This window comes from Mycobacterium cookii (genome assembly GCF_010727945.1).
GTDB lineage: Bacteria > Actinomycetota > Actinomycetes > Mycobacteriales > Mycobacteriaceae > Mycobacterium > Mycobacterium cookii.
In genome coordinates this window covers 1,649,093-1,667,930 of record NZ_AP022569.1, presented here as the reverse complement: position 1 = coordinate 1,667,930, position 18,838 = coordinate 1,649,093, and the positions used below count along the sequence as shown (strand labels likewise).

16 protein-coding genes and 1 tRNA gene are annotated in these 18,838 nt (G+C 66.8%); 12 read left to right on the top strand and 5 right to left on the bottom strand.

Annotation, left to right across the window (positions count from 1 at the left end; translation table 11 throughout):
- Positions 1-19: 19 nt before the first annotated feature.
- Complete coding sequence (locus G6N27_RS07850) at positions 20-1,549, top strand: helicase HerA-like domain-containing protein (protein ID WP_163775830.1); 1,530 nt, start codon at positions 20-22, stop codon at positions 1,547-1,549.
- A 1-nt stretch (position 1,550) separates the two neighbouring features.
- On the opposite strand, the gene cmrA is transcribed toward G6N27_RS07850, so the two are convergent.
- Positions 1,551-2,354, bottom strand: a complete 804-nt coding sequence (gene cmrA, locus G6N27_RS07845) for a mycolate reductase (RefSeq protein WP_163775829.1) — start codon at positions 2,352-2,354, stop codon at positions 1,551-1,553.
- A 24-nt stretch (positions 2,355-2,378) separates the two neighbouring features.
- Here cmrA and G6N27_RS07840 point away from each other — a divergent pair, with 24 nt between their 5' ends.
- Positions 2,379-3,710 carry an MFS transporter gene (locus G6N27_RS07840; protein ID WP_163775828.1) on the top strand — a complete coding sequence of 444 codons (1,332 nt, stop codon included), beginning with the start codon at positions 2,379-2,381 and terminating at the stop codon, positions 3,708-3,710.
- A 5-nt stretch (positions 3,711-3,715) separates the two neighbouring features.
- Here the strand turns inward: G6N27_RS07840 and G6N27_RS07835 are convergent, their stop codons facing one another.
- Positions 3,716-4,471, bottom strand: a complete 756-nt coding sequence (locus tag G6N27_RS07835) for an MmpS family transport accessory protein (protein ID WP_163775827.1) — start codon at positions 4,469-4,471, stop codon at positions 3,716-3,718.
- Between the two features lie 83 nt (positions 4,472-4,554).
- A complete protein-coding gene (locus G6N27_RS07830; RefSeq protein ID WP_163775826.1) occupies positions 4,555-5,175 on the bottom strand; it encodes an SACE_7040 family transcriptional regulator in 621 nt (206 codons plus the stop codon).
- Positions 5,176-5,256: 81 nt separating this feature from the next.
- Between G6N27_RS07830 and G6N27_RS07825 the strand changes: the two genes are divergently transcribed.
- The 8 genes from G6N27_RS07825 to G6N27_RS07790 all read left to right on the top strand — a co-directional run bounded on the left by G6N27_RS07825 (position 5,257) and on the right by G6N27_RS07790 (position 14,740).
- Positions 5,257-6,807, top strand: coding sequence for a carboxyl transferase domain-containing protein (locus G6N27_RS07825; RefSeq protein ID WP_163775825.1), 1,551 nt, complete (start codon positions 5,257-5,259; stop codon positions 6,805-6,807).
- Between the two features lie 5 nt (positions 6,808-6,812).
- The gene (locus G6N27_RS07820) at positions 6,813-8,804 is read left to right on the top strand and encodes an acetyl/propionyl/methylcrotonyl-CoA carboxylase subunit alpha (protein WP_163775824.1); all 1,992 of its coding nucleotides are present in this window, start codon (positions 6,813-6,815) and stop codon (positions 8,802-8,804) included.
- A gap of 36 nt (positions 8,805-8,840) precedes the next feature.
- A complete protein-coding gene (locus G6N27_RS07815) occupies positions 8,841-10,001 on the top strand; it encodes an acyl-CoA dehydrogenase family protein (protein WP_163775823.1) in 1,161 nt (386 codons plus the stop codon).
- Positions 10,002-10,059: 58 nt separating this feature from the next.
- Complete coding sequence (locus G6N27_RS07810; protein WP_163775822.1) at positions 10,060-10,563, top strand: MaoC family dehydratase; 504 nt, start codon at positions 10,060-10,062, stop codon at positions 10,561-10,563.
- Entirely contained in the window at positions 10,563-11,372 is an 810-nt protein-coding gene (locus G6N27_RS07805; RefSeq protein WP_163775821.1) for an HpcH/HpaI aldolase/citrate lyase family protein, read from the top strand. The genes G6N27_RS07810 and G6N27_RS07805 overlap by 1 nt, the downstream gene beginning before the upstream one ends.
- Before the next feature lie 85 nt (positions 11,373-11,457).
- The gene (pdhA, locus tag G6N27_RS07800; protein WP_163775820.1) at positions 11,458-12,549 is read left to right on the top strand and encodes a pyruvate dehydrogenase (acetyl-transferring) E1 component subunit alpha; all 1,092 of its coding nucleotides are present in this window, start codon (positions 11,458-11,460) and stop codon (positions 12,547-12,549) included.
- Complete coding sequence (gene bkdB, locus G6N27_RS07795) at positions 12,549-13,595, top strand: 3-methyl-2-oxobutanoate dehydrogenase subunit beta (RefSeq protein ID WP_163775819.1); 1,047 nt, start codon at positions 12,549-12,551, stop codon at positions 13,593-13,595. Before pdhA ends, bkdB begins: the two co-directional genes overlap by 1 nt.
- The gene (locus G6N27_RS07790) at positions 13,592-14,740 is read left to right on the top strand and encodes a dihydrolipoamide acetyltransferase family protein (protein WP_163775818.1); all 1,149 of its coding nucleotides are present in this window, start codon (positions 13,592-13,594) and stop codon (positions 14,738-14,740) included. The genes bkdB and G6N27_RS07790 overlap by 4 nt, the downstream gene beginning before the upstream one ends.
- On the opposite strand, the gene G6N27_RS07785 is transcribed toward G6N27_RS07790, so the two are convergent.
- Positions 14,741-15,493, bottom strand: a complete 753-nt coding sequence (locus G6N27_RS07785) for an enoyl-CoA hydratase (RefSeq protein ID WP_163775817.1) — start codon at positions 15,491-15,493, stop codon at positions 14,741-14,743. It abuts the gene before it with no gap.
- A gap of 63 nt (positions 15,494-15,556) precedes the next feature.
- Positions 15,557-15,630 (bottom strand) — tRNA-Arg (locus tag G6N27_RS07780).
- A gap of 174 nt (positions 15,631-15,804) precedes the next feature.
- Here G6N27_RS07780 and lipQ point away from each other — a divergent pair.
- Positions 15,805-17,058 (top strand): esterase LipQ, encoded by a 1,254-nt coding sequence (gene lipQ, locus G6N27_RS07775; protein WP_163775816.1) that lies wholly within the window; start codon positions 15,805-15,807, stop codon positions 17,056-17,058.
- 251 nt (positions 17,059-17,309) lie between these two features.
- Positions 17,310-18,785: a WS/DGAT/MGAT family O-acyltransferase gene (locus tag G6N27_RS07770; protein ID WP_163775815.1), complete on the top strand. Its 1,476-nt coding sequence runs from the start codon at positions 17,310-17,312 to the stop codon at positions 18,783-18,785.
- Positions 18,786-18,838 lie beyond the last annotated feature (53 nt).

The following is an 18,838-nucleotide window of genomic DNA, read 5'->3' as shown; positions in this document are numbered from 1 at the left end:
CAGGGGAGAGGCATGGCCTATGAGCACTGAATCGACCGATACCCCCGCAAAGCAGATCGCCAAGGGCTACGCCGTTCAAGGCGAGGCCTTGGAGTTGGGGACTGTGGTTGTGGACGACACAGCTGACCCGACCGCGCAGATCCGCATTCCGCTGGCCACGGTCAACCGGCACGGCCTGGTGGCCGGCGCGACCGGCACCGGCAAGACCAAGACCCTGCAGGTGATCGCCGAGCAACTCTCGGCGGCGGGTGTGCCGGTGCTGATGGCCGACGTGAAGGGCGACCTATCCGGCTTGTCGAAGCCCGGTGAGAGCAGTGACAGAGTCACCGCACGCGCGAAGGAAACCGGTGACAACTGGCAGCCGAGCGGTTTCCCGGTGGAGTTCCTGTCGCTGGGCACCAAGGGAATCGGCGTCCCGGTCCGGGCCACGATCGCCAGCTTCGGCCCAATTCTGCTGTCGAAGGTGTTGGGGCTCAACAGTACTCAGGAGTCGACGCTCGGGCTGATCTTCCACTGGGCCCAGGACAAGAATTATGAGCTGCTGAACCTGGCTGACCTGCGTGAGGTGATCAGCTATCTGACCAGCGACGAGGGCAAGGTTGAGCTGAAATCGCTGGGTGGTGTTTCGGCGCAGACAGCCGGGGTGATCTTGCGCGCGCTGGTCAACCTCGAAGCCGAGGGCGGGGACACGTTTTTCGGTGAGCCGGAACTCGATCCCAAAGACCTGTTGAGCGTCGAGGGCGGCCACGGCCGGATCTCGCTGCTCGAGCTCGGCGACCAGGCGGCCCGCCCGGTGCTGTTCTCCACCTTCTTGATGTGGGTGTTGTCCACGTTGTTCAAGTCGCTGCCCGAGGTCGGCGACATCGACAAGCCCAAGCTGGTGTTCTTCTTCGACGAGGCGCACCTGCTGTTCTCCGACGCGTCGAAGGCATTCCTGGATCAGGTCGAACAGACCGTCAAGCTGATCCGCTCCCGCGGTGTCGGCGTATTCTTTTGCACCCAGCTGCCCACCGACATCCCCAACGACGTGCTGTCGCAACTCGGCGCGCGCATTCAGCATGCGCTGCGCGCCTTTACGCCCGACGACCAGAAAGCTCTGACCCGAACCGTCCGGACCTATCCGAAAACCGATGTCTACGACCTTGCTTCGGCGCTGACGTCGCTGGGCATCGGAGAAGCGGTCGTCACGGTGTTGTCGGAGCGGGGCGCGCCGACACCGGTCGCCTGGACCAGGTTGCGCTCACCTCGCTCGCTGATGGCCGCCATCGGCGACGAGGCGATCAGCGCGGCAGCCAAATCCAGCCAGCTGCAACAGAAATACGGCAAGACCGTCGACCGTGAATCGGCTTACGAGAAAATCCAAGCCAAAAAGGCTGAGGCTCAAGCCAATCAGCCGGCTCAGGCGGGATCGAAGTCGGCGCCCGAAGCCGCGAAGAAGCCGGGCTGGTTCATTCGATTAGTGAACAGTAAGGGCTTTCTGACTTTCATCAGGGCGTTTGCGCCCCAGCTCGCTCGCAGCATCGTCAACTCGTACAACCGACGCCGGTAGATCAGCCACCCATCTTCTTGTAGAAGCTTCCGACGATCGGCGCCACGATGGCCCGCGGCGCGTATTGACTCGCGACCGACATCGCCTTGGACGTCACGCCGGGCACCACACGCATTTTGTTGCGCGCCAACGCGTCCAACGACTTTTTCGCGGTGTACTCGGTGGAGATCCACAGAAAGTCCGGCACCAGCTTCTCCACAATCGAGGCCTCGGAATCGTCCGGCAGATCGGTACGGACCGGGCCGGGCGCCAGCACGGTGACGTGCACGCCCGTCTTACGCAGTTCGCCACGCAGCGACTCACTGAAGGTGTTCGCGAACGCCTTGGTGGCGGCATAGGTCGCGTTGTAGGGGATCGGCGAATTACCTGCTGCCGAACCGGAAATCAAGATCCCGCCGGCCTTGCGCTCGATCATCCCCGGCAACACCGCGAGCACCAGGTCGTGTACCGCGACCGCGTTGAGCTGTACCTGAGCCCGCTCGGTCGACGCGTCGAGCGTCGACACCGAACCGAACGTCGCGGTGCCGGCGTTGGCGCACAGGATCGAGATATTTCGGGTGGCCAACTCGTCGACCAGCTTCGCGCGTTCTCCTGTGTCGGCGAGGTCGGCCGGACACACCTCGACTGTGACGCCGTACTTCTCGGTGAGGCGGTCGGCCAGCTTGTTGAGCAGGTCCTCACGGCGCGCCGTGATGATCAGGCCGTGGCCGCGAGCGGCCAACTCGGTGGCCAGAGCTTCGCCGATGTTCTGTGAAGCTCCGGTTACAACGGCGCGGGCGTCAGGACTGGGGGCGGGTACCGGCATGCGCCAATGGTAGACAGACCAACGATGGCTGAAATCAGCAGTGACGCTCCGGGCGGAGCCAAGCGGTCGCAGGTGCTGGCGTGGGCGGTGTGGGACACCGGTTCGGCCGGGGTCAGCGCGGTCGTGGTGACATTCGTGTTCTCGGTGTATCTGACCGGCGCTGTAGGCAAGGGTTTGCCCGGCGGCGCGACGCCGGCAAGTTGGCTGGGCCGCGCGTTGGCGATCGCCGGGGTGACCATCGCTGTGCTGGCGCCGGTGATCGGCGTGTGGGTCGAAGATCCGCGGCGCCGCCGCCTCACTCTCACCGTGCTCACCAGCCTGGTGGTGGGGTTGGTCAGTGCCATGAGCCTGGTCCGCGAGCGCCCCGAATACCTGTGGCTGGGTTTGGCGTTGCTCGCCTTGGGCGCGGCGTGCGGCGACCTGGCCAGCGTCCCGTACAACGCGATGCTGCGTCAGCTCACGACCCCGCAGAACTCCGGCCGGATCTCCGGCTTCGGCCTGTCCGCGGCATTCATCGGCAGTGTCGGCCTGTTGCTGCTGGTCTATTTCGGCTGCATTGACGGCAAGGGTCCCACCCGCGGATTCCTGCAACTGTCGGTCGGCGACGGCATGAACGTCCGCATCGCGATGCTGCTGGCGGCCGGATGGTTCGCGGTGCTGGCGACGCCGCTGCTGCTGACCGCGCACAACCTGCCGGCGCCGGCGGACACCGTCAGTTCCGCCCGGGGCGTGCTGGGCGGTTACCGCAGGCTCTGGCAGGACTTGGTCGGCGAATGGCACCGCGACCGCAACCTGGTCTATTACCTGCTGGCCGCGGCGGTCTTTCGGGACGGTCTGGCAGGCGTGTTCACGTTCGGCGGCGTGCTCGGCGTCAACGCATACGGAATCTCGCCGGCCGACGTGCTGATCTTCGGGGTGGCCGCGAGCGTGGTGGCGGCGCTGGGCGCGGTGTTCGGTGGATTCCTGGACGACCGGATCGGGTCCAAACCGGTCATCGTCGGGTCGTTGGCCAGCATCATCGCGGCCGGCCTCGCCATGATGGCGCTGTCGGGTCCGCGCGCGTTCTGGGCGACCGGGCTGCTGCTGTGCCTGTTCATCGGGCCCGCGCAGGCGTCGGCGCGGACCCTGTTGCTGCGGATGTCCAGCGCCGGAAAAGAGGGTGTGGCGTTCGGCCTCTACACGATGACGGGTCGTGCGGTGTCGTTCGTGGCGCCGTGGTTGTTCTCGGTCTTCGTCGACGTGTTCGGGGCCGTACGCGCCGGGATGGGCGGGCTGTGTCTGGTGATGGCCGGAGGGCTGATCGGCCTGCTGATGGTGCGAGCGCCGCACCGAATCCCCGTTGCCGACGTCGGTTGAGCTGTCTAACCGGACCCGTTGCACACCGTGAGGCCGACGCCGGTGCGCTCGTTGATCTGCACGCCGTCCACGGTCACCGAACAGGTGACGTCGTGACCGATGTTCACGATCGTCACCGTCGGCGACGTGGTTTCACTGGTCGCCATGCTGACCTGCTTGCTCCACGGCAAAGGGACGTTGAACTCGGTCTGCATCATCCCGTCGTTGTCCACATACGTGATGCTGATGGCGCGGCCCTGGCCGGTGACGTTGTAGAACACGGCCTGCATCGCCCCGGCATTGGGGGGCGGGCTGGACTCGGTGGGCCTCGGCTCGGACGTACTGGCCGACGGCGGAGGTGACGCCGAAGACGTCGACGACGGGCTCTGCGAACTCGGCATCGACGGGAGTGGCGGCACCGCCGTCTGCTTTCTGGCGGTGCCGTTGGCGATGACCAGAGCGATGACCAGCCCGACGACCAGGATCACCGCGGCCGCCGCGACGATCCACAGCCAGCGCGGCGCCTTCGGCCGGTCGGGTGTGGGCTCCTCGGGTGGCTGACTGGGTGGGGGCTGACCCTGAAGCCAATATTGCGGCAGCTTGTCGGTCGGGTTGGCCCCGTTCGGGTCGGCGGGCGAGCCGGTGTAACGCGGCGGCGGGTAATACGACTGGCCGCTGTAGGCGGGGTCGGTGTACTGCGGGTACGGCTGACGTATGCGTTGGGTTTGGTCAGTCCACTCTTGGGACGAACGGGTGTGCTCGGGATGACGTCGATCGCTCATACCCACCTCATGGCTGCAGGGTACCTGCAGCGTTGGTGTCGCCGCCGATACATTCGATGACCAGTATTAATTCGAACGGCCGGTTAACGGGTGGTGGTCAGCGCGGCGACCGTCATCGCCCGCATTACCGCGCGCGATCGGCCGGCTCGCGCCGCCTTGCCGTCGGCGGGCTTCAGGCTGTGTGGAGTGGAGTTGAGCAGACCGAAGACGGCGTGCGCCATCAGCCGGGCGTCGGTTTCGGCAAGCTTTGGGTCGAGCTCGCGCAGGACTCCGACCCATACCTCGACGTACTGGCGCTGGGCCCGTCGCACCTGACGTTCGGCAGCTGTCGGCAGATAGGCGAGGTCGCGGTCTTGAATCCGGATGAGATCCGGCTCGCCCAGGGCGAAGTCGAGATGGAAGTCGATCAGGCCGTCCAGCGCCGCCGCGGCGTCGGTTTCGCGCGACCGGACGTCTTGCGCGCCGGCGAGCAGGCGGGTGCTGATGCCCACCAACAACTCGACCAGCAGCGCCTCCTTGCTGGAGAAGTGGCGGTAGATCGCCGGGCCGCTGACTCCCGCCGCTGCGCCGATGTCTTCGAGCCTTACCGCTAGGAACCCGCGTTCGGCGAACAGCCGCTCGGCGGCGGCCAGCAGTTGCAAGCGCCGGTCCGACTTTCGTCGACTGCGGCGATTCGCCTGGTGGACCGGAGCAGACGCTGCCATACGCCCCTCCTAGACACTTCGGTTAATCCCCACTAACATAACACGAGTTAGTGACCATTAACCGAAAATTGGCGTGCACCGATGACCTCTCCCGCGGAAAACCGCGACGCGCACACCGAGCTGGTGGCGCAGCTGCGCGACAAGCTGGCCGCCGCAGCCCGCGGTGGCTCGGAGCGTGCCCGCACCCGCCATGTGGACCGCGGCAAGCTCTTGCCCCGTGACCGCGTCGACGGTCTGCTCGATCCCGGTAGCCCGCTGCTCGAAATCGCCCCGCTGGCCGCCGACGGCATGTACGACGACGAATGCCCCGGGGCGGGCATCATCACCGGCATCGGCCGGGTGTCTGGCCGCGAGTGCATGATCGTGGCCAACGATGCGACCGTCAAAGGCGGTACCTACTACCCGATTACGGTCAAAAAGCATCTGCGCGCTCAGGAGATCGCCGAGCAGAATCAGCTGCCTTGCATCTACTTGGTCGACTCCGGTGGCGCCTTTTTGCCCCGACAAGACGAGGTGTTTCCCGACCGCGACCACTTCGGCCGAATCTTCTTCAACCAGGCCCGGCTCAGTTCCAAGGGCATTGCGCAGATCGCGGCCGTGCTGGGATCGTGCACGGCCGGTGGAGCGTATGTCCCGGCGATGAGCGACGAGGCGGTGATCGTTCGCAACCAGGGCACCATCTTCCTCGGCGGCCCGCCACTGGTGAAGGCCGCCACCGGGGAGGTCGTCTCCGCTGAAGACCTCGGCGGCGGAGACCTGCACTCCAAGATCTCCGGTGTCACCGACCATCTCGCGCACGACGACCGCGATGCGCTGCGCATCGTCCGGCGCATCGTGTCGACACTGGGTCCGCGCCAACCACGCATCTGGGATGTGGCGCCCGCAGTGGATCCGATTGCCGATCAGGCCGAGCTCTACGACGTGGTTCCCGTCGACCCGCGGATTCCCTACGACGTGCACAACGTCATCACGCGCCTCGTCGACGGAGGCGAATTCGCGGAATTCAAAGCCGAATACGGCAACACCCTGGTCACCGGCTTCGCCCGCATCCACGGCCACCCGGTCGGCATCGTCGCCAACAACGGGGTGTTGTTCTCCGAATCCGCCCTCAAGGGCGCGCATTTCATCGAGCTGTGTGACAAGCGGATGGTGCCGCTGCTGTTCCTGCAGAACATCGCCGGGTTCATGGTCGGACGCGACTACGAGGCCGGCGGCATCGCCAAGAACGGCGCGAAGATGGTGACCGCGGTGGCATGTGCGCGGGTGCCCAAGCTGACCGTGGTGATCGGCGGCTCCTACGGAGCGGGCAACTACTCGATGTGCGGGCGGGCGTATTCGCCACGGTTTCTGTGGATGTGGCCAAACGCCAGGATCTCGGTCATGGGTGGCGAGCAGGCCGCTTCGGTGCTGGCGACCGTACGGGGCGAGATGACCGCCGAAGAGGAGGAAGCGCTCAAAGCCCCGATCCGGGCGCAGTACGAACATCAGGGCAACCCGTATTATTCGACCGCCCGGCTCTGGGATGACGGTGTCATCGATCCGGCTGACACCAGAATGGTTGTCGGTCTTGCCCTTTCGGCAGTTTCTCGCGCACCGGTCGAGCCGGTCTCCTACGGCGTCTTCCGGATGTGAGTGTGATGGGTTTCGACACTGTTCTGGTCGCCAACCGGGGTGAGATCGCCGTCCGGGTGATCCGCACGCTCAGGGCGATGGGCATCCGGTCGGTCGCGGTGTTCAGCGATGCCGACGCCAACGCGCGTCACGTCGCCGCCGCCGACCTCGCCGTCGCGATTGGGCCGGCGCCCGCGCGAGACAGCTATCTCAACATCCCGGTCGTCGTCGACGCGGCACTGCGCAGCGGCGCCCAGGCTGTTCATCCGGGCTATGGATTCCTTTCGGAGAACGCTGATTTCGCGGAGGCGTTGGCCTCGGCGGGAGTGACGTTCATCGGGCCGCCGGTAGCGGCCATCCAGACCATGGGCGACAAGATCGCCGCGAAGGGGACTGTTTCGGCATTCGGTGTGCCGGTGGTGCCCGGCATCGCCAGGCCGGGCCTGACCGACGACGAGCTGATCGCCGCCGCCGACGACATCGGCTACCCGGTGTTGGTCAAGCCGTCTGCCGGTGGCGGCGGCAAGGGCATGCGGATGGTCGAGCGACCCGCCGACCTGCCGGCCGCGCTGGTCAGTGCCCGCCGCGAGTCAGCCGCGGCGTTCGGCGACGACACGCTGTTCCTTGAGCGATTCGTGTTGCGGCCCAGGCATATCGAGGTTCAGGTGTTGGCTGACACCCACGGCAACGTGCTGCATTTCGGCGAGCGGGAGTGCAGCCTGCAGCGGCGACACCAGAAGGTCATCGAGGAGGCGCCGTCGCCGCTGCTGGATCCCGAAACGCGCGCCCGGATCGGCGCCGCAGCCTGCGACACCGCCAAGAGTGTGGCCTACACCGGCGCGGGCACGGTGGAGTTCATCGTCTCGGCTGAGCGGCCCGACGAGTTCTTCTTCATGGAGATGAACACCCGACTCCAGGTCGAGCATCCGGTCACCGAACTGGTGACCGGATGGGACCTGGTCGAGTGGCAGGTCCGGGTCGCCGCGGGGGAGAAGCTGACCGCCGATCAGGCTGATATCGCCTTGCAGGGCCACGCCATTGAAGCGCGGGTCTATGCCGAGGATCCGGCGCACGGGTTCCTGCCCACCGGTGGTGATGTGCTGGCCCTGGTCGAACCCAACGGGGACGGTGTGCGGGTGGATTCGGGCCTGGCCGCGGGCATGGTCGTCGGCAGCGATTACGACCCGATGCTGGCTAAAGTCATTGCGCACGGCGCGGATCGGGCCGCGGCCCTGAGGACTCTCGACCGAGCCTTGGCCGACACGGCGGTGCTCGGCGTCGGCACCAACGTCGACTTCGCCCGTTTCCTGCTGGCCGACCCTGACGTCGTCGCCGGCCGGCTCGACACCGGGCTGTTGGACCGTCGCGCAGGCGATTTCGTCGCGACAGCGGCCTCCGATGAGCAATTCGTTGCGGCTGCGGCCTACCTGTGGTTGCGGCGCTTTCCCGCGCCGGGCGCCGACGTGTGGGAGGCGCCGTCCGGATGGCGGGTAGGTAGACATGCGCCGGTCAGCGTCCGGCTGCGGGCCGGCGAGCGCACCGACCATGTTCACATCACCGGCTCGGCGGGTGCAGCCGACGTCCGTATCGAGGATGGTGAATCCCACGCGCTGCAAGCAGCTTTGGCGGGTAACCGGCTGACCGTGACGCTGGGCGGGTTGCGCCGCGACTACACCGTCGCGTCGTCCGACGGCACGATCTGGCTAGCTGGTGACGGAGTGACCGCGGCGCTCGAGGAAGTCCGCGAAGCTCCGGTGCGCGCGGACGAAGAGCAGACCGGCGACGCCGAGTTGACCAGCCCCATGCCCGGGTTGATCGTCGCGGTCGGCGTCGACGACGGCGCGCACGTGCAGGCCGGAACTGTCGTCGTCACCGTCGAAGCGATGAAGATGGAACACGCGCTCACCGCACCCGTCGACGGTGTGGTCGAACTTCTTGTCGCCGTTGGCGATCAGGTCAAAGTGGGCCAGATGCTGGCACGAATCCAAGCAGGGGATGGCGCTAATGAGTGCCAATGACGATGCAAAGCGGAGCGATGAGGAGGAATGGCACCGATGAACACTTTCTTGTCAACCGGGACACTGCCGGACGAATACCAGCAGCTGGCAAAGACCGTGCGGGATTTCGCCCAGAGCGTCGTCGCGCCGGTGGCCGCGAAACACGACGCCGAGCACTCCTTCCCGTACGAAGTGGTCGCGGGCATGGCCGAGATGGGCCTGTTCGGCCTGCCGTTCCCCGAAGAGTGGGGCGGCATGGGCGGCGACTACTTCGCGCTGTGTCTGGCGTTGGAGGAGCTGGGCAAGGTCGACCAGAGCGTGGCGATCACGCTGGAGGCCGGCGTGTCACTGGGGGCCATGCCGGTCTACCGGTTCGGCACCGAGGAGCAGAAGCGGGAGTGGTTGCCGCAGTTGGCCGGTGGTCGTGCACTGGGTGCGTTCGGGCTCACCGAACCGGGCGGCGGCACCGACGCCGGCGCGACGAAGACCACCGCGCAGCTCGACGACGGGCAATGGGTGATCAACGGCTCCAAGCAGTTCATCACCAACTCCGGTACCGACATCACCAAGCTGGTGACCGTCACCGCGGTGACCGGCGAGCGGGACGGCAAGAAGGAGATCTCGTCGATTCTGGTTCCGGTGCCCACACCGGGGTTCACCGCGGAACCGGCGTACGACAAGGTCGGCTGGAACGCCTCGGACACTCATCCGCTGAGCTTCGACGACGTGCGGGTGCCGCAGGAGAACCTGCTCGGCGAACGCGGTCGCGGCTACGCGAACTTCTTGCAGATTCTCGACGAGGGGCGCATCGCGATCGCCGCGCTGTCCACCGGGGCGGCACAGGGATGCGTCGACGAAAGCGTCAAGTACGCCCGCGAGCGGGAGGCGTTCGGCCAGGCCATCGGCCGCTACCAGTCGATCGCGTTCACCATTGCGCGGATGGAGGCACGCGCGCACACCGCGCGCACCGCCTACTACGACGCCGCGGCGCTCATGCTGGCCGGCAAGCCGTTCAAGAAACAGGCGGCGATCGCCAAGCTCGTCGCCAGCGAGGCGGCGATGGACAACGCCCGAGACGCCACCCAGATTCACGGCGGGTACGGCTTTATGAATGAATTCACTGTGGCTCGGCATTACCGGGACAGCAAGATTCTCGAGATCGGTGAGGGGACCACAGAGGTGCAGCTGATGTTGATCGCCCGTGAGGTGGGGCTGTGAAGTCGAGTGAGCGGAACGAGCGCCAGCGAGTGACGGGAACGAGACGAACGGTGAGCCTGTGACGAACGGAGAGCAGCCGGTCAAGACCGTAGTCCAGCGGGGGTTGTGGTTCGAGGAATTCGAGATCGGCGTGCGGTATCTGCATCGCCCGGGGCGGACCGTCACCGAGGCCGACAACGTGTTGTTCACGACGTTGACGATGAATACTCAAGCGCTGCACCTCGATGCCGCGTTCTCCGACGGGCTGCCTCCCTTCAACCAGCGGCTGGTGAATTCGATGTTCACCCTGTCCACCCTGGTCGGTCTGTCCGTCGCACAGTTGACTCAGGGCACCATCGTCGGCAACCTCGGATTCTCCGAAATCGCCTTCCCCAAGCCGCTTTTCCACGGCGACACGCTGTACGCCGAGACCGTCATACTGGAGAAGCGCGAGTCCAAGAGCCGCCCGGGGGAGGGCATCGTGACGTTCGCGCACACCGGCCGAAACCAGCACGACGACGTGGTCGCGACCGCGAACCGCAAGTCGCTGGTACGCATGCGCCCAGGCGGAGTTACCGACTGATGGGTCTGCAGAACCCCGGACCGGCCTGGCTGTTCTGCCCGGCCGACCGTCCTGAGCGTTACCAAAAGGCCGCAGCGGCAGCCGATGTCGTGATCCTCGACCTCGAGGACGGTTGTGCGGCCGCCGACCGGCCCGCCGCGCGACAAGCACTGGTCGACCTGCAACTCGACCCGGCGCGCACCGTGGTGCGGGTCAACCAGTTCGGCACCGCCGACCAGGAACTCGACCTGCAAGCACTGAAGAAGACGCCGTACGACACCGTGATGCTGCCGAAATGCGAAGCGGTTGAACACATCAGCGCGCTCGCGCCGCTGGACGTGATCGTGCTCGTAGAATCACCGAAGGGCGCCCTTATCGTCACCGACACCGTTCAGGTGGACAACGCCGTCGCGGTGATGTGGGGAGCCGAGGATCTGTTCGCGGTGCTCGGCGGCACGGCCAACCGCTACCCGGACGGGACATACCGCGAGGTTGCTCGGCACGTCCGTTCGCAGTCGCTGCTGGCGGCCAAGGCCTACGGCCGGCTCGCATTGGACTCGGTCTACCTCGACATCAAGGATCTGGACGGCTTGCGCGCCGAGGTCGACGACGCGGTCGCGGTCGGCTTCGACGCGAAGGTCGCCATTCACCCCAGCCAGGTTCCGGTGATCAGGGACGGATATGCGCCGTCGCCCGAGCAGGTGGACTGGGCGCGACACGTTCTCGCCGCAGCCGTTGATGAACGCGGCGTCTTCGCCTTCGAGGGCATAATGGTGGATGCGCCTGTATTACGGCGAGCCGAACGAATCGTGCACTTGGCGGGCTCGTAGCAGTCGCCGGAATTTGATTGGGCCGTGTTCTTACCGGAAGGACGACATCCACTGACGTTGTAGCCGCTCGATCGAAGGAGGCGGTATGGCTGAGGCATCCCACTTGCCGATGACTGTCGACCTCGAGCCAGTGCAACTTGTCAGTCCCGATGGCGCGCCGACGGCCGAATCCCGATACAGCCGTGACCTTCCCGCCGAGACGCTGTGTTGGCTCTACGAGATGATGGTCGTCACCCGCGACATCGACACCGAGTTCGTCAACCTGCAGCGCCAGGGCGAACTGGCGTTGTTCGCGTCGTGCTGTGGTCAAGAGGCGGCACAGGTCGGCGCGGCGGCGTGTTTGCGCAAGACCGACTGGTTGTTCCCGCAGTACCGGGAACTCGGCGTCTACCTGGTGCGTGGCATCGCCCCAGGCCACGTCGGCGCGGCATGGCGTGGAACCTGGCATGGCGGAATGGATTTCACCCAGAAATGCTGTGCCCCGATATCCATCCCGATCGGCACCCAGACGTTGCACGCGGTCGGCGCGGCGATGGCCGCCCAGCGGCTCGGCGAGGATTCGGTGACGGTGGCATTCCTCGGCGACGGCGCCACCAGCGAGGGGGACGTCCACGAGGCGCTGAATTTCGCGGCGGTGTTCACCGCACCGTGCGTGTTCTACGTGCAGAACAACCAGTGGGCGATATCGGTTCCGCTGCAAAGCCAAACCGTCGCCCCGTCGATCGCGCACAAGGCGATCGGATATGGCATGCCGGGTGTGCGGGTGGACGGCAACGACGTGCTGGCGTGCTATGCGGTGATGGCCGAGGCCGCTGCCCGCGCCCGCAGCGGCGGCGGCCCGACGCTGATCGAGGCGATCACCTATCGGCTGAGCCCGCACACCACATCCGACGACCCGACGCGCTACCGCAGCCAGGACGAACTCGACCACTGGCAGACGCTGGACCCTATCCCGCGCTACCGCACGTATTTACAAAGCTTGGGACTGTGGTCGCAGCGGCTGGAAGACCGCATCGTCGCGCGGTGCGCACGGATGCGCGGCGAGTTGCGCGACGCGGTCTTCGCCGCGCCCGACATCGACATCGACGAAGTCTTCACCACGGTGTACGCCGAGATGACACCCGGACTCGAGACGCAACGCCAACAGTTGCACGCTGAAATCCTCCGGGAGGCTTAATGACTCAGATCGCGGAACCGCCGACCTTTCACTCTGACGAGCTACCCGAGGAGCCGGCCTTCACCGCGTCGCCGCTGACCATGGTGCAGGCGCTCAACCGCGCACTGCACGACGCGATGGCCGCCGACGATCGGGTGCTGGTTTTCGGTGAGGACGTGGCGACGCTGGGCGGGGTCTTCCGCGTCACCGAAGGCCTCACCGCGACGTTCGGGCCGCAGCGCTGCTTCGACACCCCGCTGGCCGAGTCTGCGGTGATCGGCATCGCGGTGGGCCTGGCGCTGCGCGGGTTCGTCCCGGTGCCGGAGATCCAATTCGACGGATTCGCCTATCCCGCATTCGATCAGGTGGTCAGCCACCTGGCTAAGTACCGCACCCGCACCCGCGGCCAGGTGAACATGCCGGTGACGATCCGGATCCCGTCGTTCGGCGGCATCGGCGCGGTCGAGCACCACTCGGAATCGACCGAGTCCTACTGGGCGCACACCGCAGGGCTGAAAGTCGTTGTGCCGTCGACACCATCGGATGCCTACTGGTTACTGCGGCATTCGATCGCCTGTCCGGATCCGGTGATGTTCCTGGAGCCCAAGCGACGCTACTGGGGCCGAGAAGCCGTCGACACGACCGTGCCCGCTCCTCCGATCGGGCAGGCGGCGGTGCGCCGGGCCGGCACCGACGTCACCGTGCTGACCTACGGCGGTCTGGTGGGAACCGCGCTGTCGACCGCGGAAATAGCTGCCCAGCAACATGGTTGGAGCCTCGAAGTCGTCGACCTGAGGTCGCTGGTCCCGCTGGATTTCGACACGGTCGCCGCATCGATCCGGCGCACCGGGCGGTGCGTGGTGCTGCATGAGGGACCCCGAAGCCTGGGATACGGGGCAGGCCTGGCGGCACGCATCCAAGAGGAACTGTTCTACGAACTCGAGGCGCCGGTGCTGCGGGCCTGCGGATTCGACACCCCGTACCCGCCGGCCCGGCTGGAGAAGCTGTGGCTACCCGGTCCGGATCGACTGCTGGACTGCGTCGAACGCGCACTGGAGGCACCGTGAGCGACGATCCGGTCAGAGTCTTCCTCGTTCCCGATCTCGGCGAGGGACTCGAAGAGGTGACGCTGACCTGCTGGCACGTCGCGGTCGGTGATGACGTCGAGCTCAACCAGACACTGTGTTCGGTGGAGACCGCCAAGGCCGCGGTCGAGATCCCCAGCCCGTACGCCGGCCGGATCGTCGAAATACGCGGCGCCGAAGGTGATGTGCTGCCGGTCGGTTCGCTGATGGCACGCATCGACACCGCGCCCGGCGCAGCACACACCAACGGCCGCAGCCCGGTACTGGTCGGATACGGCGCCGACGATGCGCTGGATACCAGCCGTCGGCGTCCCAAGGCGAAGCCCAGCGTGCGGAAATTGGCGGCCGATCTGCTGGTCGACCTCAGCGAGGTGCCCACCGGTGCCGACGGCCTGGTCAGCCGCGACGCGGTGCTGGCCGCCGCAGGAGTCGGCGCACAACGGCCCGGGGTGTCCTACGACGTCCTACCGGTCCGCGGCGTGCACGCCCACATGGCCGAGCGAATGACGCAGTCGCGCAAGGTTATTCCCGACGCACACGCCAGCGTTCAGGTCGACTGCACGGCGCTGCTGCGACTTCACGACGACACCTTCTCGCCGTTCGTGCTCACCGTGCGGTTGCTCGTGATCGCGTTGGGGCACAACAGGATTCTGAACTCCACCTGGGTGGACGGTCCCGACGGTCCGCAGGTGCACTCGCATCACGCGATCAACCTGGGTTTCGCCGTCGCCACCCCGCGTGGACTGCTGGTCCCGGTGGTGGCCGACGCGCAGGACAAGACGACACGCCAGCTTGCCGACTGCGTCGCGCGGATGATTCGGGAAGCCCGGGCCGGGACGGTGAAACCCGCCGAGCTCACCGGTTCGACGTTCACCGTGTCGAACTTCGGCGCGCTCGGCCTCGACGACGGCGTCCCGGTGATCAACTATCCCGAGGCCGCGATTCTCGGTATGGGGTCGCTGAAACCCCGGCCGGTGGTGGTCGACGACGCGATCGTGATCCGCCCGCAGATGAATCTCACCTGCGCCTTCGACCATCGAATCGCCGACGGAGCGAATGTCGCCCAGTTTCTCGGCCAGCTGCGCGGGCTGATCGAATCGCCGGAGACCGCGCTGTTCGATCTGTAATTACCTGCGCTTGGCCGCAGCCAACCGGGCGGCGAATTCCGGCGACTGAATCGAGGTGGCCTGCGGCCCGAGTTCGGTGTCCTTGGCCAGCTCGTGCAGGTCGTCGTCGAGCGACCCGGGGCTGGCCGTGGCGCGCATGGTGGCCTTGGTCGCCAGCACCACGTCACGCGGCGCCGCCGCCGGTCCGGCCGCCAATTCCAGCGCCGCGGCCACCGGGTCGTCGGCGACGCTGAGCGCCAGGCCGTGCCGGACAGCGGATTCGGCGTCGAAGCGCATGCCGAACAGCAGGGCAGCGCGCGCCACCTGCGGTCCGACTCCGCGCTGCAGCATCCAGGTCGCTCCACCGCCCGGGTGGATGCCCAGCTTCTGAAAACGGGCGTCGAACAACGCATTTGGCCCCGCGATGCGGACATCGGCAGCCAGCGCCAAGTTCAGCCCCGCGCCGACGGCGGCACCGTTGACGGCGGCGATCGTGGGCAGCGTGCATTTGCCGACGGCCATGAAGCCGTCGTACAGCCGCTGCAGTCCCTCCTCGGCCGCATTGCCCAGCGCCGACAGATCGGCGCCCGCGCAGAACGCCTTGCCCGCGCCGGTGACGACCACTGCGTGCACATCCGGGTCGGATTCGGCCCGTTCCACGGCGGCGCGCAGCTGCGTCGACATCTCGCCGGTGACCGCGTTGCGTCGTTCGGGGTCGTTGACCGTGATCAGCGCGACGTGATCATCGACGCTGTACAGGACCAGGTCGGGCATCAGGCACCTCCGGGATCGTGTGCCACAGGCACCGCATCGGTCACACTGGCATCCAACAGCATGCGCCCCCGGCAGGACTCGAACCTGCGACCACAAGATTAGAAGTCATGTGCTCTATCCAGCTGAGCTACGGGGGCCGACGATTACTAAGCCCAGGTCAGTGTAGCCAACCGGAAAAACGGGTATCTACGCTCGCGCAACGCCGACCGAGATGTCGTGCGGGATTAGCGATTCGGCTAGTGTGAGGCCCGCCACACACATACGCTGGCCGACGGCCCGGCGTGTGCTCGACGGCGAGGAGTTGGCAAGGCATGACGATAGCCATGGATGTCAGGGCGCGGTACTCGCAGGCGTGCGCCGAAATGCTGCGTCACGGAGTGCAGCTCGCGGCGACGCCGATCGGCGCATACCGCACCGGTTCGCTGCTGCTCCGCGGCTCGCCCACGGTCGCAGGCTTCGTGGCCGGTTGGCTGTCTGCTGAATTTCCCCCGCACGTCGTCACCGGGCACGCGCTGTCCGGAGTCGCCCCCCTCTCGATCCGCCAGGTCGCGACGAACTGGGCCGCCCAGCGCGCGGATCGTGTCCTGACTGCTGCCCTGCAGGACTCGCTTGGCGCCGAATACCGCGACTCGGTCCATCACCCGATCGACCCCCGGCCGGAACGTCGCGGCGGGGTGCTGCACTCGGCCCGCGCCCACCGTCGTTACGCGAAGCAGACATCAGATATCCCCTACGGCCCGGACACCCGGGACAACCTGCTGGACATCTGGCGCCACCGGGACATCAAGGCCGGTGACCGCGCGCCGGTGCTATTGCAGATCCCGGGCGGCGCGTGGACTGTCAACGGCAGGCGGCCACAGGGCTATCCGCTGCTGGGCCGGATGGCCGAACTCGGCTGGGTCTGCGTCTCGATCGACTACAGCAAGAGCCCCCGCAAGACGTGGCCGGCACACATCATCGACGTCAAGCGCGCGCTGGCCTGGGTTCGCGACAACATCGCCGACTACGGCGGCGATCCCGACTTCATCGCGGTCACCGGCGGCTCGGCCGGCGGCCATCTGGCCTCGTTGGTGGCGCTCACCGCGAACGACCCCCGCTTGCAGCCGGGTTTCGAGGATGCGGACACCACTGTTCAGGCCGCGGCGCCCTATTACGGGGTCTACGACTTGACCGACGCGGCGAAAATGCACGAGATGATGCTGCCGTTCGTCGAGCTGTTCGTCATGAAAGAGCGCTACGCGGACAAGCCCGAACTCTTCGAGCTCGCGTCGCCGATTTCGCACGTCCACAGCGACGCGCCGCCGTTCTTCGTCCTGCACGGCGAAAGCGATTCGGTGATCCCGAACACGCAGGCGCGGGCGTTCTGCGCCGCGCTGCGCGGGGCCGGCGCTGCGACCGTCGGCTACGCCGAGCTGCCCAATGCCCACCACGCTTTCGACTTGTTCGCCACCGTGAGATCCCGGCTAACTGCCGACGCGGTCGCCGACTTCATGGGCGTCGTCTACGGGCAGCATGTGCGGTCGCAGGCGGGCGCCGTGCGCGAGCACGCCACCCCGGCCGGCTGAGCCGACTCGGCGCGCAACCAGTCGCTCGATTCGAATTCGGCAGCACGCCAGGGTGTTTCACGGGGTGCCCGGAACGCGGTTGGTCTGGTGTCCTGATCCCGACAATCGGCTACCGCCACCGCGCCAACCAGACTACGTTGGAGTTGCCCGCGGCGTCCTGACACGGGTTCGCGGAGCCTGTTCGGAACGGGAGGTGTGAGTGGCGATGGCGCGTCGAACGACGGGCGTGGCGACCGGTTGGGGGAACCGCGGTGGCTGAGCAGTTCGACGCGGCGGGATTGCCGACGGCGCTGGGGCCGGTCGACTACCTGTTGCATCGCGGAGAAGCCAATCCACGCACCCGATCGGGGATCATGGCACTGGAGATTCTGGACACCACGCCGGATTGGGACCGCTTCCGGACCCGATTCGAGAACGCGTCGCGCAAGGCGTTACGGCTTCGGCAGAAGGTGGTCGTGCCGACGTTGCCGACCGCCTCACCACGCTGGGTGGTGGATCCCGATTTCAACCTCGACTACCACGTCCGCAGGATGCGCGTCCCGGAGCCGGGCTCGCTGCGACAGGTGTTCGACCTGGCGGAGTTGATGCTGCAATCGCCGCTGGACATCGCCCGGCCGCTGTGGACCGCCACCCTGATCGAGGGGCTACCCGACGGCAGGGCCGCGACGTTGCTGCACCTGTCGCACGCCGTCACCGACGGTGTCGGCAGCGTGGAGATGTTCGCCCACATCTACGACCTCGAGCGCGACCCGCCGGCGCAGCCGACCCCTGACCAGCCCATCCCGCAGGATCTGTCGCCCACCGACCTGATGCGTGAAGGGTTCAACCGGCTGCCCATCAATGTCGCCAACAGCGCCCGCGGTGCGCTCTGGGGAGCGGTGACGTTGGTCGGACGTGCGGTGGCCAGGCCCGGCGACGCGATCGCCGGTGTCTTCAATTACGCCCGTTCGAGCACACGGGTCGTCAGCCGGGCCGCCGAACCCTCGCCGTTGCTGCGTCGTCGCAGCCTGGCGACCCGCAGCGAAGCGATCGACATCCCGCTGTCCGACTTGCATCGCGCGGCCAAAGCCGGCGGCGGTTCGATCAACGACGCCTACCTGGCTGGGCTGTCGGGTGCACTCGGGCGCTATCACGCCGCACTGGGTGTCCCGGTCGCCACGTTGCCGATGGCGGTGCCGGTCAGCCTGCGGGCCGAGACCGACGCGGCCGGCGGCAACCGGTTCACCGGCGTCAACCTGGCGGCGCCGATCGGTACCGCAGATCCGGTCGCCCGCATGCACAAGATCCGCTTGCAAATGACCCAGCGCCGCGACGAGCCGGCGATGGACATCATCGGTTCGATCGCTCCGCTGCTCAGCGTCCTGCCGGGACCGTTGCTGGAGTCGATGACCAGTTCGGTCGTCGGTTCGGACGTACAGGCCAGCAACGTCCCGGTCTACCCGGGCGATACCTTCATTGCCGGTGCAAAAGTATTGCGGCAGTACGGCATCGGGCCGCTGCCCGGCGTGGCGATGATGGTCGTGCTGATTTCCCGGGGCGGCTACTGCACCATCACCACGCGCTACGACCGTGCGGCCATCCGCGACGAGGCACTGTGGGCCCGGTGCCTGCTCGACGGGTTCAACGAAATCCTGGCGCTGGCAGGAGATTCCGCGCCGCAGGCGGCGCCGTCGTCGTTCACCGCGGATCAGCCCGGTGCGACAAAGCGATCGGCGGCGGGCTCGTGAGCGCGTCAGACGTCGAGCGGCCCGCGCGCGATCTGCGGTTGCCGGGGTCGGTC